Origin of the sequence: Desulfobulbus elongatus DSM 2908 (genome assembly GCF_000621145.1) — a bacterium.
Lineage (GTDB): Bacteria > Desulfobacterota > Desulfobulbia > Desulfobulbales > Desulfobulbaceae > Desulfobulbus > Desulfobulbus elongatus.
Genome location: NZ_JHZB01000034.1, coordinates 13,323 through 35,000 on the forward strand (window position 1 = coordinate 13,323; position 21,678 = coordinate 35,000).

At 64.8% G+C, this 21,678-nt stretch carries 21 protein-coding genes (1 of these 21 cut by a window edge); 3 read left to right on the plus strand and 18 right to left on the minus strand.

From position 1 onward, the window contains the following. Positions 1-64: 64 nt before the first annotated feature. The 9 genes from Q362_RS24115 to Q362_RS0114310 form a co-directional block, all read right to left on the minus strand. Positions 65-634, minus strand: a complete 570-nt coding sequence (locus Q362_RS24115; RefSeq protein ID WP_028319235.1) for a cache domain-containing protein — start codon at positions 632-634, stop codon at positions 65-67. Between the two features lie 337 nt (positions 635-971). Further along, the gene (locus tag Q362_RS0114280; RefSeq protein ID WP_028319236.1) at positions 972-1,331 is read right to left on the minus strand and encodes a NifB/NifX family molybdenum-iron cluster-binding protein; all 360 of its coding nucleotides are present in this window, start codon (positions 1,329-1,331) and stop codon (positions 972-974) included. A 24-nt stretch (positions 1,332-1,355) separates the two neighbouring features. After that, positions 1,356-1,727: a NifB/NifX family molybdenum-iron cluster-binding protein gene (locus tag Q362_RS0114285; RefSeq protein WP_028319237.1), complete on the minus strand. Its 372-nt coding sequence runs from the start codon at positions 1,725-1,727 to the stop codon at positions 1,356-1,358. Positions 1,728-1,744: 17 nt separating this feature from the next. After that, on the minus strand, positions 1,745-2,662 hold the full coding sequence (locus tag Q362_RS0114290) for an ATP-binding protein (protein WP_028319238.1): 918 nt from the start codon (positions 2,660-2,662) through the stop codon (positions 1,745-1,747). Further along, the gene (locus tag Q362_RS20890) at positions 2,608-3,510 is read right to left on the minus strand and encodes an ATP-binding protein (RefSeq protein WP_051554355.1); all 903 of its coding nucleotides are present in this window, start codon (positions 3,508-3,510) and stop codon (positions 2,608-2,610) included. Before Q362_RS20890 ends, Q362_RS0114290 begins: the two co-directional genes overlap by 55 nt. Then, entirely contained in the window at positions 3,507-3,938 is a 432-nt protein-coding gene (locus Q362_RS20895; protein ID WP_051554356.1) for a response regulator, read from the minus strand. Before Q362_RS20895 ends, Q362_RS20890 begins: the two co-directional genes overlap by 4 nt. An 8-nt stretch (positions 3,939-3,946) precedes the next feature. After that, entirely contained in the window at positions 3,947-4,165 is a 219-nt protein-coding gene (locus Q362_RS23730) for a hypothetical protein (protein ID WP_211248505.1), read from the minus strand. Between the two features lie 2 nt (positions 4,166-4,167). Then, positions 4,168-4,722 (minus strand): NifB/NifX family molybdenum-iron cluster-binding protein, encoded by a 555-nt coding sequence (locus Q362_RS22385; protein ID WP_051554357.1) that lies wholly within the window; start codon positions 4,720-4,722, stop codon positions 4,168-4,170. A 175-nt stretch (positions 4,723-4,897) separates the two neighbouring features. Next, positions 4,898-6,286: a sigma-54 interaction domain-containing protein gene (locus tag Q362_RS0114310; protein WP_028319239.1), complete on the minus strand. Its 1,389-nt coding sequence runs from the start codon at positions 6,284-6,286 to the stop codon at positions 4,898-4,900. A 175-nt stretch (positions 6,287-6,461) separates the two neighbouring features. On the opposite strand from Q362_RS0114310, the gene Q362_RS0114315 reads away from it, so the two are divergent. Continuing rightward, entirely contained in the window at positions 6,462-8,159 is a 1,698-nt protein-coding gene (locus Q362_RS0114315; RefSeq protein WP_028319240.1) for an FAD-dependent oxidoreductase, read from the plus strand. A gap of 78 nt (positions 8,160-8,237) precedes the next feature. On the opposite strand, the gene Q362_RS22390 is transcribed toward Q362_RS0114315, so the two are convergent. The 4 genes from Q362_RS22390 to Q362_RS0114340 all read right to left on the minus strand — a co-directional run bounded on the left by Q362_RS22390 (position 8,238) and on the right by Q362_RS0114340 (position 12,485). Continuing rightward, positions 8,238-9,413, minus strand: coding sequence for a trypsin-like peptidase domain-containing protein (locus tag Q362_RS22390; RefSeq protein WP_028319241.1), 1,176 nt, complete (start codon positions 9,411-9,413; stop codon positions 8,238-8,240). A 56-nt stretch (positions 9,414-9,469) separates the two neighbouring features. Further along, entirely contained in the window at positions 9,470-10,363 is an 894-nt protein-coding gene (locus tag Q362_RS0114330; RefSeq protein WP_028319242.1) for an OmpA family protein, read from the minus strand. 215 nt (positions 10,364-10,578) lie between these two features. Continuing rightward, on the minus strand, positions 10,579-11,463 hold the full coding sequence (locus Q362_RS0114335) for a carbon-nitrogen hydrolase (RefSeq protein WP_028319243.1): 885 nt from the start codon (positions 11,461-11,463) through the stop codon (positions 10,579-10,581). After that, positions 11,460-12,485 carry an agmatine deiminase family protein gene (locus Q362_RS0114340; protein ID WP_028319244.1) on the minus strand — a complete coding sequence of 342 codons (1,026 nt, stop codon included), beginning with the start codon at positions 12,483-12,485 and terminating at the stop codon, positions 11,460-11,462. Before Q362_RS0114340 ends, Q362_RS0114335 begins: the two co-directional genes overlap by 4 nt. 254 nt (positions 12,486-12,739) lie before the next feature. Here Q362_RS0114340 and Q362_RS0114345 point away from each other — a divergent pair, with 254 nt between their 5' ends. Together Q362_RS0114345 and Q362_RS0114350 are read left to right on the plus strand one after the other, a co-directional pair. After that, on the plus strand, positions 12,740-13,678 hold the full coding sequence (locus Q362_RS0114345) for a class I SAM-dependent methyltransferase (protein ID WP_028319245.1): 939 nt from the start codon (positions 12,740-12,742) through the stop codon (positions 13,676-13,678). A gap of 9 nt (positions 13,679-13,687) precedes the next feature. Beyond that, positions 13,688-15,745 carry a molybdopterin-containing oxidoreductase family protein gene (locus Q362_RS0114350; RefSeq protein WP_028319246.1) on the plus strand — a complete coding sequence of 686 codons (2,058 nt, stop codon included), beginning with the start codon at positions 13,688-13,690 and terminating at the stop codon, positions 15,743-15,745. A 120-nt stretch (positions 15,746-15,865) separates the two neighbouring features. Here the strand turns inward: Q362_RS0114350 and Q362_RS0114355 are convergent, their stop codons facing one another. The 5 genes from Q362_RS0114355 to hcp all read right to left on the minus strand — a co-directional run. Then, complete coding sequence (locus Q362_RS0114355; RefSeq protein ID WP_028319247.1) at positions 15,866-17,869, minus strand: methyl-accepting chemotaxis protein; 2,004 nt, start codon at positions 17,867-17,869, stop codon at positions 15,866-15,868. Between the two features lie 203 nt (positions 17,870-18,072). After that, entirely contained in the window at positions 18,073-18,585 is a 513-nt protein-coding gene (locus Q362_RS0114360; protein ID WP_028319248.1) for a shikimate kinase, read from the minus strand. Positions 18,586-18,788: 203 nt separating this feature from the next. After that, positions 18,789-19,532: an ATP-binding protein gene (locus Q362_RS0114365; protein WP_028319249.1), complete on the minus strand. Its 744-nt coding sequence runs from the start codon at positions 19,530-19,532 to the stop codon at positions 18,789-18,791. A gap of 30 nt (positions 19,533-19,562) precedes the next feature. Then, positions 19,563-20,195 carry a nitrite/sulfite reductase domain-containing protein gene (locus tag Q362_RS0114370; protein WP_028319250.1) on the minus strand — a complete coding sequence of 211 codons (633 nt, stop codon included), beginning with the start codon at positions 20,193-20,195 and terminating at the stop codon, positions 19,563-19,565. Between the two features lie 75 nt (positions 20,196-20,270). Further along, positions 20,271-21,678, minus strand: the 3' portion of a protein-coding gene (gene hcp, locus Q362_RS0114375; protein WP_028319251.1) for a hydroxylamine reductase. Its footprint extends 221 nt past the window's final position; the window shows 1,408 of its 1,629 coding nt (coding positions 222-1,629); the start codon falls outside the window, past its right edge — the gene reads right to left on this strand; the stop codon is at positions 20,271-20,273.

Consider the following 21,678-nt stretch of genomic DNA (forward strand, 5'->3'; position numbering starts at 1 on the left):
CGCAGCACAAAAAAAGCCCCGGAGCCGACTGGGCGGGCACCGGGGCGAAAAGTTCACTCCTCGTTCACTTGATGTCGAGTTTCGCCATGGCCGCCTGGTCGCCATTGTAGATGCCGCAGCCGATCACCACGTCGACGCCGTCGGTCATGGTGCATTTCTTGACGTAGGAAACCTTGCGGACGATGTCCTTGGTGCCGGGGACCGGCCAATAATATTCGACCCAGCCTTGGCCGGTTTCATTGGCCACGTTGTTCATGGCCACGAAGAAGCGTTTGCCTTTCTCGTCCTTGAGCCCGATCAGCTCATTGCCTTCCATCTTGTATTTGATCGGATGCATGAGCATCCTGGTTTCCTTGAGGCTGTGGATCCAGATGTAGGTTCCCTCGAACAGGAAGGGGCTGCCCTTGCCCTTGAATTTGGGGAAGGCGGCCGGTCCCTCTTTGGTCAGCAGGGCACAGGCTTCGTCGACCTTGGCGACAATGGTCTCCGGAACGGTCGGGGTCTCCTTGGCGGTTGTCTTGACGTACGCCTCGGATTCCGCGGCCAGTTGCTCGGGCGTTGTCTCGGCAAAACCGGGGGCGGCGAGCAGTGTCAGCAGCAGGGTGCAAACCAGGGTGTTGACGATTTTTTTCACAACGGCCTCCTTGTGCAATGGGAAGAGAAGGGCTTTCCCTCGGCGGATGGGGAGGAAGCAGCGGCACGCGTCCATGCCCACCCTCCGGCCTCTGTCCGGCCCGTGCCGTGCAGACGGAAAAGCGGATTGGAACCACTGGGTATGGTATATCAAAACGAAAGGATGCGCGTCAAGGCGGCCCGGTCTTTTTTTCCCGCGGGAGGAAGGACGGAACCATTGAAAAGACAGGGCTCTTCGACGACGGTCCGGCCGGGTGGCACTGCAGGGAGGGAGGGCAAACCGGGAGGAGCGGGGCGGAAGCCCGCCCCGGTCTCCCCCCGGTTCGATACCGGTCAGGTTACCAATGGGCCTCCTTGTTGGGAGCGCTGGCATAGGTGACCGTACCGGCCTTGAGGGCGGCCACCGCCTCCCGCACCTTGCCGCCCACGTCGCTGACCACCTTGACACCGCCCGCCGCCAGGGTGGCAAAGGCCTTGGGGCCGCAGTAGCCGGTCATCAGCACCTGGGCGCCCTTGTCGCTGACCATGGCCGCGGCCTGAATGCCCGCGCCCTTGAAGGCATTGACGTTGCTGCTGTTGTCCACCGCCTCCACGGCCATGGTGTCGGTATCGACAATCAGAATGTACGGGGCCCGGCCGAAGCGGGGATCGACCTCGCTGTCCAGCAGCGCGCCCTTGGCTGTCACGGCTACTTTCATGGTGTCGTCTCCTGGTCTTTTGGGTCAGTGCCCGCCGCCGCAGACCTGATCGTCCGCTATTTTCGGCAGGGTGCCGGCGATGAAATCCTCGACCACCGGCCGGATCTCCGGGCGGACGCCGTCGTGATAGACCTCGATGCCCGCCTGTTTGAATCCCATCAGGGGCCGCATGCCGATGCCGCCGACCACCAGGGCGTTGACCCCGGCCTCGGCCAGCAGGGCCACCGGCACCATGCAGCCGCCCTGGACATGCTCTTTGTTGGGCAGGATGGAGACCTGCCTGATCTGGCCGTTGTCCACATCGATGCAGGTGAACACGTCGCAGTGACCGAAATGGCCGGCCCGCATGCCGTCCAGCCCGCCTTGCCCCTCGGAGGGGATTGCCAATCGAACCATAGATTACTCCTGTTGCATTATGCTTTGTTGAGATGGGGGACCGCCTTGAGATCGACGATGCCCAAGGCGTTCATGGCCGGCGATGCGGCCAGGGTGTCCCAGATGTCCCGGACGCACCGATGGGCCGGGGTTGTCTCGCCGAACTCGAACAGGGTCGTGCCCGCCACCATGGCCCGGGTGAAGACCGGGTCGAACGGCACCCGCCCCAGCAGGGCGGCGTTCCGCCGGGTCGCCATGGCTTCGATGGCCTCGGTCATGTCGAGGTTGAGATCGTACTTGTTGACGCAGACCATGGCCGGCACCCGGAAGTGGGCGGCGAGATCGAGCACCCGCTCCAGGTCGTGGCGGCCCGAGACCGTGGGTTCGACCACGACCGCCAGGGCCGTGGCTCCGCCGATGGCGGCGATCACCGGGCAGCCGATGCCCGGCGGGCCGTCGGTGATGAGGATGTCATACCCCTGCTCCTCGGCCAGTTGCCGGGCCTGGCGGCGCACCAGGCTGACCAGCTTGCCCGAGTTTTCCTCGGCGATGCCCAGCCGGGCATGGACCATGGGGCCGAAGCGGGTGGCGGAGACGAACCACTCGCCGCAGCGCTGCACGGGAAAATCGATGGCCGCGGCCGGGCAGAAATCGACGCAGACGCCACAGCCTTCGCACCGGATGGGATCCACCGCGAACCGTTCGCTGATGGCGTCGAAGCGGCAGAGCGTGCGGCAGGTGCCGCATCCGGTGCAAAGATCGGGGTTGATCAGGGCCTTGCTGCCGCCCATGAAGTCGGCGCGCTGAACGACCTGCGGCGCCATCAGCAGATGCAGGTCGGCGGCGTCGACATCGGCGTCGCACAGGACGCTGTTTTTGGCCAGGGAGGCGAACGCCGCGGTCAGGCTGGTCTTGCCGGTGCCGCCTTTGCCGCTGACGATGACGAGTTCGCGCATGTCGTGGTGTTCCTGCACACAATGGTGTCAATCTGTTGATAGAGTTCGACGAACCGCTGCCGCCAGTCGGGCAGGGCGTCGACGATCAGCTGGCCGCGGGAGTAGGCCTCGGCGATGTGCCGATCAAAGGGGATGGCCAGGAGCAGCGGCAGGCCCTCGGATTCGGCGTAGCGAAACACAGCGTCGTCGCCGAGATCGGCCCGGTTGACCACCAGGCCGGCGGGGATGCCGAGCAGCCGGACCGCCTCCACCGCCAGCTTGAGGTCGTGCAGCCCGAACGGGGTGGGCTCGGTGACGAGCACCACGAAGTCGGCGCCGTGCATGGCGGCGATCACCGGGCAGGAGGTGCCCGGCGGGGCGTCGATCAGGGTGATCCGCTCCGGATCGGCGGCAGCCCGGACCCGTTTGATCAGCGGCGGCGACATGGCCTCGCCCACCCGCAGGCGGCCGTCGATGAAGCCGACGGCACCGCTGCGGCCGAGCCGGACGGCGCCCACTTCGCGGCCGGTCTCGGTGATCGCGTCTTCGGGGCAGACCAGCAGGCAGCCGCCGCAGCCGTGGCAGAGTTCGGGAAAAATCAGCACCTGCCTGCCCACCACCGCCAGGGCGTTGAACCGGCAGATGGCCGCACATTTTTTGCACAGGGTGCAGCGGCTTTCGTCCACCAGAGGCACCGGAATGGCGACCGTCTCCTCCCGCGCAATGACCGGGTGCAGAAACAGGTGGGCATTAGGCTCCTCGACATCGCAGTCGAGCAGTTCGGCCCGGCCGTTCAGAGCGGCGGCCAGATTGGTGGCCACCGTGGTCTTGCCGGTGCCGCCCTTGCCGCTGGCGATGCTGATGATCATGATGCCGCCGGTGCCGGCGCGGCCAGCAGGCCCCTGATTCTGGCCAGGACCGACAAGAGGGCCTCGGCGTCGGCGCCGTCCGGTGCGGGCGGCAGTTGCATCAAAACGCCCAGCCCCTCGGTGACCTCGTGGAAGTCCTCGGCCGGCAGCGAGCCGACAAGGGCGGTGTTGGCCAGGGGGGCGATTGCGACCAGGCGCTTGATGAAATCGAGGCCGCTCATATCTTCGAGTTGCTCGCCGGCAATGACCAGGTCCGGATTCGTGCCTTTGACCAGCGTCAGCGCCGCGCTGCCGCTGGCGGCCTGGTGCAGGGCCACGCCCGGTTCGCACCGCAGGCGGGTGATCAGGGCGTGGATGCTGTCGGCATCAACCGTGGCAATGACGATGGTCATGTTTTTCCCCTCGGTGGCTGTGGTGTCCGTCGGCATGGCCCGGTTCATCCCCGGCCGCCCCGGCCCATGCCATTGCCGCGACAGTTGCCCCGTCTTCCGGTCGTGCCGCGTCCCTGCTGCTCCAGCCGGCCCCGGCGCGGGCCGGCGAACTGTTCCGCCTGCTCCGTTTCGACCGTAGTATTGCCGGCGTGCCACCGGCACCAGCCTGCTCTTCTGCCCATCGGGCCGGTCCCCAGCGGACCCTTTCCGTCTCTGTTCGGCATGTCTATTCCTCCTGCCGTGTGCTTGGAACTTGCACCGCGTCCTGCTTGGTCGCGGCCCTCTCCTGACGGTACTGCAAGCGCGCACCGCCGGTCGCCGGTTCCGGTTGTCTCTCTGTGGCGGTTGGTGCCGCTGCCGCCCATTCCGCTTTCCTGGCCCCGATTTCCCGGCCCTGGCGGATCTTGCCCCGACAGCAGATGCCCCGGCCGCAGCCCGGCATCCTGCACGCCGGGCCGGCCAGGCGATTGCGGAGAAAGGTCTTGAGGACCCGGTGGACGTTGCCGGCGACAAAGGGAATCAATTCGATGCCCGCCGATTCGAGCAGGGCCGCCGGCTGTTCCGAGACCGCGCCGCAGATGACCACCCCCACTCGCCGCTCCTGTAAGGTGCGCAGCAACTCCAGCGGCCGTTCGGGATCGAAGGCCAGCCGGGTCGTTCCGACAATGGTTGGGCCGGCGGTCTCGGCGAGCAGCAGGGTCCGGGCGGAATCGAACACCGGCGAAACCCGCTGTCCCCAGACGGTCACGGCCACGGTGCACGGAGTGGTTTGGCTGTCCATGCCCTTGCTATGGCAAACGCTGTGCCACGGATGATGCCGGGCAGCCCGAAGACGGGAATTCCGGGAGATATGCGGCGTGCCGGCGATGGTCGCCGGGCGGTGGAATGGACTGATGGAAGGGGAGGGTTGCGGAAACGCGACCTTGTGCGACGGTAGGGGGTGCGTTCGTGCGACTCTATGGCCGCGATGGGGGCGGGGTGCGGCCGTCCGTCTCCGGCAGATCCAACTGGAGTTTTTTCAGTTTGCGAAACAAGGTGCTCTTGTGCATGCCCAGTTCCCGAGCCGCGGCCAGGCGGTTGTAATTGTTGCGGATGAGGGCGTCGCGGATGGCATTGGCCTCGGCATTCTGCTGCCGGTCGCGCAACGAGGCGGGCGATTGAGATTCCGCCGACGGCGGAGTCGGAGCGAGGGACGGCGGCAGGTGATGGAGGCCGATCCGCCCCTGGGAACAGAGGATGAAGGCGTGTTCGATGATGTTTTCCAATTCCCTGATATTGCCGGGATACTCGTGCGCCATCAACTGCTGGAGCGCGGCCGGCTCCAGGCCGCTCACCGCCTTGCCCCGCAGCCGGTTCATCTTGTCGATGAAGTGATCCACCAGAAGCGGGATGTCTTCCTTGCGCTGGCGCAGCGGCGGCAGGGACACCCGGACGATGTTGATCCGGTAGAACAGGTCGCGGCGGAACCCGCCCTGGTCGACCATGGCGGCGAGGTCGCGGTTGGTGGCGGCGAGGATGCGGACGTTCACCCGTTTGCGCGCCACTCCGCCCAGGGGCTGGAATTCCCGCTCCTCCAGGACGCGCAGCAGCTTGACCTGGAAGGCCGGCGTGGTTTCGCCGATCTCGTCGAGCAGGATGGTGCCGCCGTCGGCCAGGGAAAAATAGCCCGGTTTGTCACGGGTCGCGCCGGTAAAGGCCCCGGATTTGTAGCCGAACAGTTCGGATTCGAGCAGGGTGTCGGGCAGGGCGCCGCAGTTGATGGCCACGAAGGGCTTGTTCCGCCGCGCGGACAGGTCGTGCAGGCACTTGGCCATCAGTTCCTTGCCGGTGCCGGTTTCGCCCTCGATCAGCACGCTGGAATCGCTTTCGGCGATCTGGGGCAGCACGGCAAAAATGCGCTGCATCAGGCTGCTGCGGCTCACCATGTCGCCCTGGCGGAAAGTGCCGCTCAACTCGCGGCGCAGTTCCTCCACCAGGGTGTTGTCGCGGAACGTTTCGACGCCGCCCAGGATGTCGCCGGCCTCGTTGCGCAGGGGCGCAGTGGAGACGCTGATCGGTATGCGCCTGCGGTCGCTGTTGATGATGTAGGTGGAACTGCTGACAAAGGAGCGCTCTTCCTTCATGGTGCGGCGCAGGGCGCAGTCGCCCTCGCACATATTGGAGCGGAACACCTCCCAGCAGTAGCGGCCGAGGGCCTCCTGGCGCGAGATGCCGGTGATCTCCTCGGCTGCCCGGTTGAAGGAGGTGATCCGCCATTCGTGATTGACGGTGAACACCCCGTCCGAGATGCTCTCCAGGATGATGTCGGTCACCCCGTCCGGAGGCGGGGCCTTTTTTCTGGCCATGCTGCTGTGCTTCCTCGATGGTGCCGCGCCGGCGCGGCGTGATGGCAGTGCGGGAGAAATGTGGTAGTCGCCGCCCATTATGGAAACACCATCTGGCGCATCGATTGCAATCGAAATCCCACCGGCCCGTTTTTTTTCAGCGTCTACACGCTTCATTATGCATCAGGAGGACAGAATGCAACCAACCAGAATAATCGTCATCGGCGGTTCCGCCGCCGGCGCCAAGGCCGCGGCCAAGGCACGTCGGCTCGACGAATTCGCCGACATCACCGTCATCCAGAAGGCCCCGGACCTCTCCATGGCCTCCTGCGGCTATCCCTACTATGTCGGCGGCACCTTCAACGACCGCAGCCAACTGCTCTGCACCCCGGCCGGCGTGGTCCGCGACCCCGTCTTTTTCCAGAAGGCCAAGAAGATCGCCGCCCTGGTCGAAACCGAGGTCACGGCGATCGACCGCGCGGCCAAGCAGGTACGCTGCCGCCACGTCAAAACCGGCGAGGAACGCGCCCTCGGCTATGACCGGCTGATCATCGCCACCGGCGCCCGGGCCAACATGCCGCCCATTCCGGGCATCGGGCTGGCCGGGGTCACCACATTGCTGTCCATGGCCGACACCGATTATCTGCGCGGCGTCCGCGACGCGGGGCAGGTGCAGCAGGCGGTGGTCATCGGCGGCGGCCTGATCGGGGTCGAGGCCTGCGAGGCCCTGCAATCCTCGGGAATCCAGGTCACCGTGGTGGAGGCCGTGGATCAGGTGCTCACCTTTCTCGACTGGGAGTTGGCCAAGCTGGTGGAAAACCACATGCAGGCCAAGGGCGCCCGGGTGCTGACCGGTATCGGGGTCAAGGAGTTCGTCGGCAAGAACGGTGCGCTCACCGGGGTCAGGCTCGCCGACGGCACGGTGCTCGACTGCGGCCTGGCGGTGATGGCCATCGGCGTGCGGCCCAACAGCGACCTAGCCAGGGAGGCCGGCCTGGCCATCGGTGCCTTCGGCGGCATCACGGTCAATCAATTCATGCAGACCTCGGATGCGGACATCTACGCCGCCGGCGACTGCGTCGAGATCCCGAACCGGATCACCGGCGCCCCGGTGTTCGCGCCTATGGGGGATTTGGCCAACCTGGAGGGGCGGGTGGCCGGCGAGAACGCCGTCTGCGGCAACACGGTGACCTTTCCCGGCACGGTGCACACCGGCATCTGCAAGGTGTTCGACTATGCCGCCGGCTCCACCGGCCTTTCGGAAAAGACGGCCCAACGGCTGGGGATCGAGGGCTTCACCACTGCGGTCAACGCCAGCCCGGACAAGCCGGGATTCATGGGCGCCAGGATCCTGGTGTCCAAGCTGCTGGTCGACCGGGACCAGCGGATTCTCGGCTACCAGTGTGTGGGGTTGGGTGACGTCAGCCGCCAGATCGCCACCGCGGCCATGGCCATCCAGGGCAGGCTCACGGTCGAGGACGTGGTCAACGCCGATCTGCCCTATGCGCCGCCGTTTTCGCCGGCCATCGATCATTTCATCACCGCCGCCCACATCGCGCAGAACAAGCTCAAGGGCCGCATGACCGGCATCGGCGTGCGCGAGGTCTGGAACAAGATCCAGGCCGGCGAACGTCCCTTCTTCCTCGACGGCCGCAATCCCAGCGAATACAAGGAGATGCATCTGGGAATCGGCGAGACCCTGATCCCGATGGGCGCCCTGCGGTCGCGCCTGGCCGAGCTGCCCGCCGACAAGAACGCCGAGATCATCTGCTTCTGCAAGGTCTCCCTGCGCGGCTACGAGGCGGAGTGCATCCTCCGCGCCCATGGCTATACCAACGTCAAGGTCATGGAGGGCGGCATCATGGCCTGGCCCTACGCGAAGAAGAAGGGGTGAACGAAAACCTGCGCCTGCCTTGGGCGGCGCAGATCGTGAGAGCGGGAAAACACCGCGGCGGCAGCGCCGCGGTGTTGCTCATGGCGGCGTGAGGGAAAACTCCTCGAACACCGCCTGGATGGGAATGGCGAAGCCGATTCCCTGGGTTTCGCGGTAAATCATGTAGTTGACCCCGTGGACCCGGCCGCGCTCGTCGATCAGGGGGCCGCCCGAATTGCCGGGGTTGATGGGCGCATCGGTCTGCAGCACGATTTCCCCGGTCTCCGTGTTCCGGCGGTAGCCGGAGAAGATGCCCGCGGTCACGGTGTGGCGCAGTCCCGAAGGGTTGCCGACGGTGTACACCTTGTCGCCTTCCCTGAGCAGCGCGTTTGTATCGGCCGCCCTGAGCGGCTGCGGCTTCCCTCCGTAAACGGTGAGGAGGGCGAGGTCCCGCTTGGGGCTGACCTGGATCGACTGGGGATGGTGCTCGCTGCCATCGGCGAGGAAGATTTTGATATCCGTTGCCCGCCGGGGCTCCTCCATCTCGCGGAGGCGCCGTTCCGCCTCTTCCTGCCTGGGGAGCACCTTGGCCAGCGCCCTTTCCTTTTCCTGAAGGGTGAGGAGCAGTTGGCGGCGGGCCGGGCCGTCGGCCATTTTCTTGAGCCAGTCGCGGATCTGGGCGATCTGTTCCTGCTCCAGGGCGATCATCTGCCGGCTGGTCTGCACCTTGTGGCGCAGTTCGTTGAGGGGACCGGTGTCCTGCTCGACCACATGTTTGTTGGTGACGACGAGGGTGTCGTTGACAAAGAACCCGGAGCCCAGGGTGCCCCACGGGGTTTCGATGGCGACGGTGCCCATCTTGGCCTGCTCGATGGAGCCGGCGGCCGGGATCTCGGTGCGCGGTTGGCCGATCGGCCGCGGTCCGGGGGAGGGCGCCGGCTGCGGCAGTGGTTCGGCCACCTGTGTTGCCGCCGGCGGCGAGGGCTGCTGCATCGGCGTCGGCATCGGCGCGGGCTGCTGCGGTCCACTGCCGGCGGCGAACCAGTAGGTGACGGCGGCCGTCACCGCGACCAGTGTCAGGGTCGAGCCGATTTTCAGCAAAGAGCCGGACGATTGCGCCTCCGGCTCCGCTGGTTCGATGGGCGGGGTTTGCTCCTGTCGTTCCCGTTCCCGCGCCTGTTCGAATTTGCGGAAGAGCAGGCCGCAGGCCTCGCACTCGACCCGATTGGTCTGTTCGTGGGAACATTTGGGACAGCGGATTGTTTCGTGCGTCATGTCGATGCCTTTGCTGTGCGCGGCTCACCCGCCGGGCAATCGGAAGGGCCTGAACCCTATTTCTTGACCACCTCCACCCGGCGATTCAGGGCCCGGCCTTCCTCCTTGCGGTTGTCGGCGACCGGCGCGTCCTGGCCGCGGCCCACGGCGGTCATCCGGTCGGCGGCAATGCCCTTGGCCACCACCGCGGCCATAACCGCCTTGGCTCGCTCCTCGCTCAGTTTCATGTTGCTTTCGGGGGTGCCGACATTGTCGGTATGCCCCTCGATGCTCACCTTGAGCGTCGGCACGCTGTGCATCAGGGTGGCGATCTGGCTGATGCTGCCCTCGCTGTCCGGCTTGATGATCGCCTTGCCGGTGTCGAAGTTGATGTGATAAGTGAGGAACCCGTCCTTGTCGAGTTGCTGTGCCAGGTCGTTGACACTGATCTCCTGTTTCATTTCCTGTTTTTCCACCATGAGCAGCTTGTATTCATCACCGTCGCTGGCACCGAGGTAGATCCAGAACTCGCTGCCGCCCTTGTTCAGGGTCATGGTCGTGTAGCGGTCGAACGTTCCGCCTATATATTTCACGGCCGTGTCCGGCAGGTGCGGGTAGAGGTCGGGGCCGTAGTCACCCAGCACCGTGCCGTTATCTTTTTTCACCGCATTCTGGAAATTGCGCACGATCTGCAGGGCGCTGGTCGGGGTGGCGCCTTCCTTCGGTCTGTAGCTGATGGCGTGAATTTTGCCCTCGACAGTGGTGTATTCCTCGGGAGTGTTCCATTCCTTGAGTTCGGGCCTGGGAAAGCCGACCGCGTCGAACTGGGTGGTGGCGCATTCGTGGATTTCGTAATTGGGCATGCGGCTGAACAGGGGGTGATCCTTGCAGTTTTCAGCATCCTCCGCCCAGGCGGTGGCGCCGGCGGACAGAATTGCGGCCAGGGTGACGGCGGCGACGAATGGTTTCATGCGTTTCTCCTTTGTCTGTTCACGGGAAAATGAAAAAAACGAATACAATGAAATCATGACAGAAAAAGTATAGGGGATACGAAAGGTCTTGTCCAAGAAATGACGGCGGTTTTCGCAAAAACGGCGTATGTCTTTCTGCGCTTGGTTTTAGCCGAGAGAAGAGCGGCGGGCCGCCAACATGGCTGGAAAAATATGATGCGGGTGTTGGGCGGCGGTCAATCCCGATAACGGCGGACGAGATCGGTGTAGGCGTCGATCCGCCGGTCGCGGAGATAGGGCCAGATGCGGCGGACCTGCTCGCTCCGCCTCCGGTCGAGATCGACCACCAGCACCTGCTCACGGTCGCCTGCGGCCATGGCCAAAAGTTCCCCCTGGCAGCCGGCGGCGAAACTGGTGCCCCAGAACTGCGCTCCGGCCCCGACGCCGGAGGGATCGGCCTCGAAACCCACCCGGTTGACGCTGATTACCGGGATGCCGTTGGCGATGGCGTGGCCGCGCTGGATGGTCATCCAGGCCTCGCGCTGGCGGGCCTGCTCCTCGGCCACGTCGTTGGGATCGTGGCCGATGGCCGTGGGATAAATGAGGACCTCGGCCCCGGCCATGGCCATCAGCCGGGCCGCCTCGGGGTACCACTGATCCCAGCAGACGAGCACGCCCAGTCGACCGACGGAGGTGTCGATGGGGGTGAAGCCGAGGTCGCCAGGGGTGAAATAGAATTTCTCGTAATAGCCGGGGTCGTCGGGGATGTGCATCTTGCGGTAGCGGCCGGCAATGGAGCCGTCCGCCTCCAGGACCACGGCGGTGTTGTGGTAGAGGCCGGCGGCCCGCCGCTCGAACAGCGAGGTGACGATCACCAGGCCCAGCTCCCTGGCCAGGGAGCCGAACGCCTCGGTGGCCGGGCCGGGGATCGGTTCGGCCAGATCGAAGCAGGCGGTGTCCTCGGTCTGGCAGAAATAGGGGCCGCAATGGAGTTCCTGCAAAACCGCCAGCCGGGCGCCTTGGGCCGCGGCCTCGCGGATGCCCCGCATGCTCGCGGCGATGTTGTCCTGGCGGTTGTCGGTGCAGCGCTGCTGCACCAGGCCGACGCGGAGCGTGTTCATGGCAGTCCTCCTCGGGGAATCTGCATGGTGACGCAATGGAGCGAGCCATGTTGGGCAATGAGGGGCCGGCAGTCGACGCCGACGATCTCCCGGTCGGGAAAAATCCGGGCGATGACGGCCAGGGCCGCTTCGTCCTGGGGCACGCCGTAGGTCGGCACCAGCACCGCGCCGTTGATGAGCAGAAAATTGGCGTAGGTGGCCGGCAGGCGGTGGCCGTCGGCACCGTAACAGGCCTCGGGCCAGGGCAGTGGCACAAGATTGTAGGGCCGCCCTTCGCGGGTGCGGAAGGCGCGCAGTTCGTCCTCCATGGCGGCCAGGGCGGCATGGTGCTCGTCGGCGGGATCGTCGCAGCGGACATAGGCGATGGTGGTCTCGGAGCAGAACCGGGCCAGGGTGTCGATGTGGGCGTCGGTATCGTCGCCGGCCAGGAAGCCGTTTTCCAGCCAGAGCAGGCGGGAGGCGCCGAGCAGGGCGGCGAGGGCCGCCTCGATGCCCCGGCGGTCCAGATGGGGATTGCGGTTGGGGCTGAGCAGGCAGGAGGCGGTGGTCAGCAGGGTGCCGTCGCCGTCGCTCTCGATGCTGCCGCCCTCCAGGATCAGGCCGGGGATGTGCCGGGCGCATTCGCCGAAGGCGCCGAGCCGGGCCAGGTGGCCGGTGACCTGGTTGTCGAGGTCGGCGGCGAATTTCAGGCCCCAGGCGTTGAAGCCGAAGTCGAGCAGCACCGGACCTTGCTGCGCCAGCACCGTGATCGGGCCGAAGTCGCGCGCCCAGGTGTCGTTGGTGGCCACCGGGAAGAGGGCCACCCGGCCCATGTCGATTCCGGCCGCCTGCAACAGTTCCCGAACCGGCCCGATCTCCGGGGCGGCGATCACCAGCCGCTCGAAGCGGCTGACGGCGGCGGCGATGCGGACGAAGACCGGGACGACCGCAGCCAGATTGTCGCGCCAGTCGCTGTCCGCGTGCGGCCAGGCGAGCAGCACGCCGTCCTGCGGTTCCCATTCGGCGGGCAAACGTCTGTTCATGGTGGCGTTTTTGAAAAAATTGGCTCAGAGGACGACACATCCTAGCCCATCGCCGGCTGGTTGTAAACAGGTGCGTCAGGCCGCTCCGGAGCGGGGAAATGCCGGCCGGCGCATTTAACGGTTGACGCGCCGCTGTCTGATAGTTAGTCTCATTGCGATAATTTTCTATATAATTAATAGCCGGTTATCGAAAAAATATCTGTTTGCTGCTCTCACAACGTGGCATAAATTTCCCCTCGCTCAACGGATGAGATATGAAGGCGCACCTCCTCGAACTGCTTGTCTGTCCCCGCTGTCTGCCCGCGGAACTGCCTCTGACCGCCGATATCCTTGCCGAACAGGACGGCGACATCGCCACCGGCTTGCTGGCTTGCCCGCAATGCGGCACCCGCTATCCCATCGTCGAGGGTGTGGCCCTGCTTGACCCGCAGACGACCGACACCCAGCGGGCGACCAACAAGTACGAGACCGACGAGGTGGTTTCCTCCTATTTGTGGAGCCATTTCAGCGACCTGCTTGACGACGACCAGGCCTCGCAGGCCTATGCCACCTGGGCCGGGCTGATGCAGCCGCAGGGCGGCGTGGCGCTGGATGCCGGCGGCGCGGTGGGGCGGTTCACCTTCGAGATGAGCGCGCGCTGCGATTTCGCCATCGGCATCGATACCTCGCAGGCGTTCATCCGGGCGGCGCGGCGGCTGATGCGGGAACGGACGCTGGCGGTGTTGCTCAAGGACGAGGGGCTGCTGCGCCGGGAGGTGACCATCCGCCTGCCCGACGAATGGCGCAGCGACCGGGTGGAATTCATCGTCGCCAATGCCCTGGCCCTGCCGTTGCGGCAGAAGTCGGTGGCGCTGTTCTCCTCGCTCAACCTGGTCGACAAGGTGCCCTCGCCGCTTGCGCATCTGCGCGAAATGAACCGGGTCACCCGCAACGGGCACGCCCAGTTTCTGCTTTCCGACCCCTTTTCCTGGTCGACCGAGGCCGCCCCTATAGAGGAGTGGTTGGGCGGCACGGCGGAAGGGCGCTTTGCCGGCAAGGGGTTGGCCAACGTGGCGGCGATGCTGGCCGATGCTAGCGGCGAGTTGGCGCCGGCCTGGCGGGTGGGCGCGCCCGGCAGCGTCTGGTGGACCATCCGCACCCACAGTAACCACTACGAGCTGATCCGCAGCTGCTATGTTCATGCCCAACGATAGGAGGAAACGATGATTATCGACACGGTCTGCCGTTTCTGTTCTTCCTGCTGTCCCATCGAAGCCGAAGTGGAGGCGGGCCGCCTGCTCGGCGCCCGGCGCAAGTCCTTTCTCGATCCGGACAGGCGGCTGGCCTGCGCCAAGCTGGCGGTCGCCCCGGAGATCGTCTATTCGCCGGAGCGTCTGACCAGGCCGCTGGTGAAGAAGGAGGACGGCTCCGGTTTCCGCGAGACCGGCTGGGATGAGGCGCTCGACCGGGTGGCGGCGGCGTTCCGGCACCACCGCCAGACATCGGGGCCGCAGTCCGTGGCCTGGCTGCGGGGCATGGCCGCCGATTGGGGGGCGCCCTGGGACTATCCCAACCGGCTGATGCATGCCTTCGGCAGCCCCAACACCATCGGCAACGGCTCCATCTGCTTCGTGGCCCGCGATTTCGCCCACACCTACACCTATGGCTCCATGGCCTTTCCCGAGGCCAAGAGCGCCAAGTGCATCATCGTCTGGGGCAAGAATGACGGCAACACCGCCCTGGGCGCTGCCGAAGGCATCCACTGGGCCAAGGAGCACGGTGCCACCCTGATCGTCATCGATCCGGTCCGGACGGCGCTGGCCCGCAAGGCCGACATCTGGCTGCAGATCAAGCCGGGCCATGACGGCCTGCTGGCCATGGCCATGATTAACGAGATCATCCGGCAGGAGTTGTACGATGCCGAATTCGTCGCCGGGTACACCGTCGGCTTCGACCGGCTCAGGGAAGTGGCCGCCCGCTATCCGGCCGAGGAGGTGGCCGAGACGCTGTGGCTGACTGCGGAGCAGATCAGGGAGGTGGCTCGTCTCTATGCCATGACCAAACCGGCGGCGATCATCGACGGCAACGGCCTGGACATGCACCGCGAGGTGTTCGACACCACCCGCGCCGTGGCCATGCTCCGCGCCCTCACCGGCAACCTCGATAAGCCGGGCGGTGACGTGCTGCCGCAGCCGATCCCGGCCCGCAACATCCAGCTTAAGGAGCGGCTGGCCGGGGACGCAGTGCCCATCACCTGCGATTATCCCCTGTTCAACACCTTCAGCGAAACCTGGGGCAACCAGGTGCAGGGGTGCGTGGTCGACGCCATCCTCGAGGAAAAACCCTATCCGCTCAAGATGGTGGTGGTCCAGTCCGGCAACCCGCTGGTGACCATGGCCGATTCCACCCGGACCCGGGCGGCGTTCGCCAAGCTGGAGACGCTGGTGGTGATCGACATGTTCCTGACCGAAACCGGCAGATTGGCCGATGTCGTCCTGCCGGCCTCCAGTTGCTTCGAGAAAACCCAGCTCAACCGGTCCTCCATCCGCAACAACCCGATTATTTTGCAGAATGCGGTCATCGATCCGGTGGGCGATTCCTGGCCGGACTGGAAAATCGTGTTCGAACTGGGTCGGCGGCTGGGGTACGGCGGGGATTTCCCCTGGCAGACCGCCGAAGAGGCGATCGACTATCAACTGGAGCCCGCCGGGGTTACGGTCACGGATCTGCGCGCCAACGGCAAGACCGGCCTGCGGATCGAGGCGCCCCGCTACGAAAAATACCGCGACCAGCCGTTCAAGACCCCTTCGGGCAAGGTGGAATTTTTCTCCCGCAGGCTGGCCGAGGCGGGGTTTGCCGGGGTTCCCTTCGAGCACGGCCTGGGGGACGACCCGATCAGCTTTGCCGAGCAAAGCGGCGAGTATCCGGTGCTGGGCATCAGCGGCAGCCGCGACATCCGCTTCACCAACTCCCAGTTCCGCACCATTCCGGCCCTGCTGCACGGCGGCCCCGGCTGCGTGGTCGATATCCACCCCGACGACGCCGGCCGGCAGGGCTTTGCCGAGGGCGACCGGATCCGCATCGCCACCCCGAAGGGGGCCATCGAGATGACGGCGCGGCTGTCGACCGCGGTGCGGCCGGGCACGGTCCGCCTGGCCTGGGGCTGGGGCGATTTCGATCCGCGCGCCAACCTCAACACCCTGACCGAGGACGACAAACGCGGCCCGGTCTCCGGCACCTCCACCAGCAGGAGTTTCATGTGCCGGCTGGCCAAGGTCTGACGGATCTGTTTTTTTCAGGAAACAAAAGCAATAAAAACGGCGCCCCTTGGGGCGCCGTTTTTATTTGGCTCATCGCCTTGTCAGCGGGAGCCGGTGAGCCGGCCCGAGCCGCGGCTTTCGCTAGATCTTGAACGTGTTGACAATCCCCTGCAACTCGTTGGCCAGATCCTGCAGGCGGCCCGCACTGGTGGCAATCTGCTGGCTGCTCTGGGAAATCTCGTTGGAGGCCATGTTCACCCCGGCGATGTCCTGGGTGATGGTGCCCGCCACCGCCGAACTCTGGCTGACGTTTTCGTTCACCTCGCCCAGTCCCTGGGAAGCCTGGGCAATGTTGTTGGCGATCTCTTCGGTGGCCGAGGACTGTTCCCCGACCGCCGTGGAGATCGTGGCGACGATCTCGTTGACATTGTTGATGATCTTGGTGATCTGGTTGATCTCCTCGACCGTTGATTTGGTCGTTCCCTGCACGCCGGCGATCTGGTTCTTGATGTCCATGGTGGCGGCGGCCGTCTGCTTGGCCAGTTCCTTGATCTCATTGGCAACCACCGCAAACCCCTTGCCCGCCTCGCCGGCCCTTGCCGCCTCGATGGTGGCGTTGAGGGCCAGCAGATTGGTCTGCTCCGAAATCTCGGTGATCGCCTCGGTGACCTTGCCGATGGCCTCGGCCGCCTGCCCCAGTTCCGCCATCTTGCTGGATGTGTTGGACGCCTGATGGACCGCCTGTTCGGAGATGGAGTGGGCCTGCTCCGCGTTCTGGGCAATCTGGCTGATGGTCGCGGTCATTTCCTCGGCCGCGCTGGCCACCATGGTGGTGTTGGTGGTGGATTGTTCCATGGCGGCGGCAACGCCGTTGAGATTGGCGCTCATCTCCTCGGTGGCGGTGGCGACGTTGCCGGCCCGGCCGGAGGTTTCCTCGGCGTTCTTCGACAGGGCCACGGCGATGCCCGACAGCTCCTTGATCGCCAGGTTCACTTCCCTGGTGTTGTCGCTGATCCTGCCGATGATCGATTGCAGCTTGTCGATGAAGGTGTTGAACCACTTGGCCAGTTCGCCGACCTCATCCTTCGAGGTCACGGCGAGCCGCATGGTGAGATCACCTTCGCCCTGGGCGATATCCTGCAGGCCGGCCACCGCCTTGTTGATCGGCCGGACGATGGAATTCGCGGCGAAGAAGATGAGAAGCGCCGCCGTGGCGACCGAAACGAGGGTGATCAGGGCGATGGTGTTGCGGAGGGAAACGACGCTGGCCAGGAATTCGCTGGCATCCTGGGTGGCGGTGACGCTCCATCCCTTGAGCCCGACCGGCGCGTATCCGCCGACCTTGTCTATTCCCTTGTACACGTAGGCCTCCGAGCCGGTCTTGCCCGTCATCATCGCCCTGGTGATGGTATCCATGTCCTTGAGCGTCTTGAGGTCCAGTTGCAGGACATTTTTCGCGTCGGGGTGGGCGATGATGATGCCGTCCCTGTTGGCCATGAAACAGTAGCCGGTAAGGCCGATCTTCTTGGCCGTGACCAGATCGGTCAGCACGGATCCCTTGAGAAAGGTACCGAATGCGCCGAGGAAGGTGCCGTTGTCGGCAAGAATGGGGCCGCACAGAAAGATGACCGGCTCGTTGGTGGCTTTGGAGCGCACTATTTCGCCGCTCAGGGTCTTCTTGCTGCTTTTGACCTCCTTGAACAGGGGATGACTGCCGATGTCGATACCTTCGATTTCCTCCGCCGACACGGTTTCGGAGGCATAGATCCTGCCGTTGGCGTCGGTGAGGAGAATGGCATTGTACGTGCCTCTGAGCTGTTCAAACCGCTTGCGTAAATCGTTGCGGATCACGTCCAGGGCGCCGGTCGCGGTCGCTTCTTCGATGCCCTTGGCGTGCACCGCTTCGGCCGCGTTCTTCACCAGGGTCCGGCCGGCAAAGGCGGCGGCAAATTTAATTTCGCCCTCCAGGGTCGCCGCGACCTGCATGGCCAGGCCTTCGGCGATGGACTGGGCATTGGCTTTGCTGTACGTGGTCACGGCTGTGGCGGAATTGTCCTGGGCCACATAACCGCTCACCGCAAGGGGAAGAAGCACAATGAGAATGCCGCCGACAATGAGTTTGAAACGAATGGATGACACGTTCATACAGATCCTCTCCCGAAGAATGACAGTTTCCCGGACAGTGGTACTCCGGACACGGTTTTCCCCGACCGGACGACGTCATCCCCCATGGCATCGGCCGGTCAGACATCCCAATGGTTCTGGGTAGGATTGTATGGGATTTCCAAGGGAAGTCAAAGGATAGGTAAAAGTGCCCGGAAAATAATCCGGCCGCTCCGCGGGCCGGATCAGCCCGGCCAATCCGGCGGGATAGAGCGGAGAATGGCGAGCGCGACGGCCTCCTGATCGAGGCCGTCGCAGGGGATGGTCAGCTCGGCGTATTGCCTGTACAACGCCTGCCGTTCGTCGAACAAGTCCCGGAAGGTTTGATCCTTGGCCTTGGCGATGCCGCGGGTGGCGAAATTGCGGATGCGGCACTCGATCTCGGCGAATGGGACCTCGAGGAACACGACGAGGGAGATGCGGCGCAGGTGGGTCATGGCCCGGTGGCTGTAGGCGGCGCTGCCGCCGGTGGCGATGACATGGCGGCTGACGTCGAGCTTGCAGATTTCCGCCTCCTCGATGGCCCGCAAGGAGAGATGGTCGGATTCGTCGATGATCTGCTGCAGCGATTTCTGCTGGTTGACCTGGATGAGCACGTCGGTGTCGACGAAGTCGAGCGACAGATTCTTGGCCAGGATGATGCCGACGGTGCTCTTGCCCGCGCCGGGCATGCCGATCAGGGTCAGGTTGGTTTTCATGGGGCCATGCCGGGGTGGGAAAAAGGGGAGGACAGCCGGAAACGAGATGTTTTCGCAAGCGTAGCCCAGCGGCAGCGGAAGCGCAAGGCGCGAATGCCGGCCGGCGTATCGGGAGGGAAATAAAAAAAACACCGTGCCCGCCCCGGAACCGCCGCAAGGAGGCCAGTGGTCCGGAACGGGACGGAGAGCGGTGCGGGCAGCCGCTACCAGGCGGTTTCTTCCTTGATGTCGCCACGGGTGGAGATCACCACCTGGCGGACCGGCACCTCCGGCTTGACCGCATCCCAGGCCTGCCTGACGATGCGGAGCATGGCGTGGCAGCAGGGCACCTCCATGATGAGGATGGTCAGGGAGCGCAATTGCCGGGTACGAAAGATCTCGGTGAACCGGTCGACATAGAGCTGCTGGTCGTCGAACTTGGGGCAACCCATCATCACCACCCGGCCGGCGAGGAAATCCTGCTGGAGTCCGGCATAGGCCACGGCGGTGCAATCGGCGGCCACCAGCAGATCGCAGTTGTCGAGAAAAGGCGCGGTCGGCGGGATCAGCCGGATCTGAATCGGCCAGTGGGACAGGGCGGAACCCGACTGGGCGGCTGGCATGTTGGCGAGCTGGCAGGGTGTTACCGCTTCAAAAGTCTGCAAGCGGGCCGAGGGGCAACCGGAGCCGTGGGGGCGCGCCAGCGCAGGTCTTTCCTTTGTTGTGTCGGCAAGGAACTGATGCACCGCCTCCTCGTCGAACTCGTCGGCCTCGCGCTCGACGATGGTGAGCGCGCCGGTCGGGCAGGAGCCGAGGCAGGCGCCCAGGCCGTCGCAGAGCTTGTCGGCCACCAGCCGGGCCTTGCCATCGACGATCCGCAGCGAGCCTTCGGCGCAGTCGGGCACGCACAGGCCGCAGCCGTTGCACAGTTCTTCGTCTATCTTGATAATTTTTCGTCGTACTCTCATGATGTCTTCTTTACAGAAAATGAATGCCGGTCAGCCGAGCACCGCCTTTTTCAAGGCCTCGATGCCGAAGCGTTCCATGAACCGGGCGGACCGGGTCTTGAATTTGGCCTCCCGGAGATAATAGTTCAGGGTCCTGGTCACCAGGGACACGGCCTCGTCGTCGCTCAGGCCTTCGGCCACCAGATCGCCGATGCGCGGCCGGCCGGCGCCGTTGCCGCCGAAGGAGAACCGCCAGCCCTTCTTCTCTGCGGCGAGCCCCACATCGCGGACCCAGGATTCGCAGCAGCAGAAGCGGCACCCGGAAATGCCCACCTTGACCTTGTAGGGCAGGGGACCGTCGAGTTCGATGGCCTTGATCCGTTCGCCCAGCGCCAGAGCGTCGCCCTGGCCGAACTGGCACCAGGTGCGGCCCGGACAGGCCTGGACGTAGTGGACCTGGTTGCGGGCGTGCGGCGGCGCATCCGGGATATGCAACTCCTCTTTCAGGGCGGCCAGCGCCTCTGGCTCCATGCCGAGGAAGGCCACCCGCTGGGCGCCGGTGATTTTGATTTTCGGGATGTGGTATGTTCTGGCCAGGGCGGCCAGCTGCTCCAGCTCTTCGGGGCTGAGCAGGCCGGCGTTCAAATGGGGCAGCGCGAGATAGGTCTTCTGATGGTCGTTCATGGGCTTATTCCGGGCAGACCCCGACCGGACCGGATGATCCGGCCGGGGATTTGGGTTGAAAATACGGGTTAAGGGTCAGCCGAGGATGGCTTTCAGATCGGCTTCCGGGGTGTCCACCGGCTTGATGCCGAAGGTGGTGACCAGAAATTCGAGCACCGCCGGACTGATGAAGGCCGGCAGCGATGGTCCCAGGCGGATGTCCTTGATGCCCAGGTAGAGCAGGGTCAGAAGGATGGCCACCGCCTTCTGCTCGTACCAGGACAGCACCAGGGAGAGCGGCAGGTCGTTGACGCCGCAGTCGAAGGCCTTGGCCAAAGCCACCGCGATCTGGATGGCCGAGTAGGCGTCGTTGCACTGGCCGACGTCGAGCAGGCGCGGAATGCCGCCGATGTCGCCCAGCTGCTTGTCGAAGAAGCGGAATTTGCCGCAGGCCAGTGTCAGCACCATGCAGTCGTTGGGCACCTGTTCGACAAACCGGGTGAAGTAGTCGCGGCCGGGTTTGGCGCCGTCGCAGCCGCCCACCAGGAAGAAGTGGCGGATCGCCTTGGCCTTGATGGCCTCGATCACCTTGTCGGCCACGCCGAGCACGGTGTTGCGGGCAAAGCCCACCAGCACCTGGCCGTTGTCGACGTCGTCGGTGAAACCGGGCATGGCCAACGCCATCTTGACCACCGCCGAGTAGTCCTTGTCGCTGATATGTTTCACGCCGGGCCAGCCCACCAGACCGTTGGTGAACACCCGGTCCTTGTAGTCGTCGCGCGGCTTCTGGATGCAGTTGGTGGTGAACAGGATCGGGCCCGGAAAGTTGGGGAATTCCTTCTGCTGGTTCTGCCAGGCGGTACCGAAGTGGCCGTAGAAATGTGGGTATTTTTTCAGCTCCGGATAGCCGTGGCAGGGCAGCATCTCGCCGTGGGTGTAGATGTCGATGCCCTTGCCCTCGGTCTGCTTGAGCAGCAGTTCCAGATCGTGCAGATCGTGGCCGGTGATGAGGATGCACTTGTTTTTGCGATGGCCGAGCGGCACCGCCGTGGGTATCGGATGGCCGTAGGTGCCGGTGTTGGCAGCGTCAAGCAGTTCCATGGCCCGCAGGTTGGTCTCGCCGGCCTTCATGACCATGGCCACGCCCTGCTCCAGGGTCAGATCGGATGAAAGCAGCATGGTCAGCGCCTCGTAGCAGAAGGCGGGCACGGTCGGGTCCTTCTGTCCGAGGATGGCGGCATGGTCGGCATAGGCGGCGATACCCTTCAGGCCGAAGAGAACGGTTTGTTTGAGCGAACGGATGTTGACGTCGGCATCGAGGCGTTCGAGCAGGTTGAGGGCCTTGCCCTGGGCGGCCAGTTCGGTCGCTAAACCGGTCGGGATGAAGGTGGCCGGGGCCTGGTTGAAATCGGTCGCGCCGCCCTTGGCCGCCACCCTGGCCTTCATGGCCTCGCGCAGTTCCACCGCCCGCTCGATCAGGGCCACGAAACGAACCGGGTCGAAA

Bases quoted from the DNA above. Each gene is read 5' to 3' on its own strand.
- Q362_RS23730 (WP_211248505.1), bottom strand. From the start codon at position 4,165: ATGCCGAACAGAGACGGAAAGGGTCCGCTGGGGACCGGCCCGATGGGC.
- Q362_RS0114340 (WP_028319244.1), bottom strand. From the start codon at position 12,485: ATGAACAGACGTTTGCCCGCCGAATGGGAACCGCAGGACGGCGTGCTG.
- Q362_RS0114285 (WP_028319237.1), bottom strand. From the start codon at position 1,727: ATGGTTCGATTGGCAATCCCCTCCGAGGGGCAAGGCGGGCTGGACGGC.
- Q362_RS0114370 (WP_028319250.1), bottom strand. From the start codon at position 20,195: ATGAACGACCATCAGAAGACCTATCTCGCGCTGCCCCATTTGAACGCC.
- Q362_RS0114315 (WP_028319240.1), top strand. From the start codon at position 6,462: ATGCAACCAACCAGAATAATCGTCATCGGCGGTTCCGCCGCCGGCGCC.
- Q362_RS0114330 (WP_028319242.1), bottom strand. From the start codon at position 10,363: ATGAAACCATTCGTCGCCGCCGTCACCCTGGCCGCAATTCTGTCCGCC.
- Q362_RS22390 (WP_028319241.1), bottom strand. From the start codon at position 9,413: ATGACGCACGAAACAATCCGCTGTCCCAAATGTTCCCACGAACAGACC.
- Q362_RS22385 (WP_051554357.1), bottom strand. From the start codon at position 4,722: ATGGACAGCCAAACCACTCCGTGCACCGTGGCCGTGACCGTCTGGGGA.
- Q362_RS0114280 (WP_028319236.1), bottom strand. From the start codon at position 1,331: ATGAAAGTAGCCGTGACAGCCAAGGGCGCGCTGCTGGACAGCGAGGTC.
- Q362_RS0114365 (WP_028319249.1), bottom strand. From the start codon at position 19,532: ATGAGAGTACGACGAAAAATTATCAAGATAGACGAAGAACTGTGCAAC.
- Q362_RS0114350 (WP_028319246.1), top strand. From the start codon at position 13,688: ATGATTATCGACACGGTCTGCCGTTTCTGTTCTTCCTGCTGTCCCATC.
- Q362_RS0114335 (WP_028319243.1), bottom strand. From the start codon at position 11,463: ATGAACACGCTCCGCGTCGGCCTGGTGCAGCAGCGCTGCACCGACAAC.
- Q362_RS0114345 (WP_028319245.1), top strand. From the start codon at position 12,740: ATGAAGGCGCACCTCCTCGAACTGCTTGTCTGTCCCCGCTGTCTGCCC.
- Q362_RS0114310 (WP_028319239.1), bottom strand. From the start codon at position 6,286: ATGGCCAGAAAAAAGGCCCCGCCTCCGGACGGGGTGACCGACATCATC.
- Q362_RS0114290 (WP_028319238.1), bottom strand. From the start codon at position 2,662: ATGCGCGAACTCGTCATCGTCAGCGGCAAAGGCGGCACCGGCAAGACC.
- Q362_RS20890 (WP_051554355.1), bottom strand. From the start codon at position 3,510: ATGATCATCAGCATCGCCAGCGGCAAGGGCGGCACCGGCAAGACCACG.
- Q362_RS20895 (WP_051554356.1), bottom strand. From the start codon at position 3,938: ATGCCGACGGACACCACAGCCACCGAGGGGAAAAACATGACCATCGTC.
- Q362_RS0114355 (WP_028319247.1), bottom strand. From the start codon at position 17,869: ATGAACGTGTCATCCATTCGTTTCAAACTCATTGTCGGCGGCATTCTC.
- Q362_RS0114360 (WP_028319248.1), bottom strand. From the start codon at position 18,585: ATGAAAACCAACCTGACCCTGATCGGCATGCCCGGCGCGGGCAAGAGC.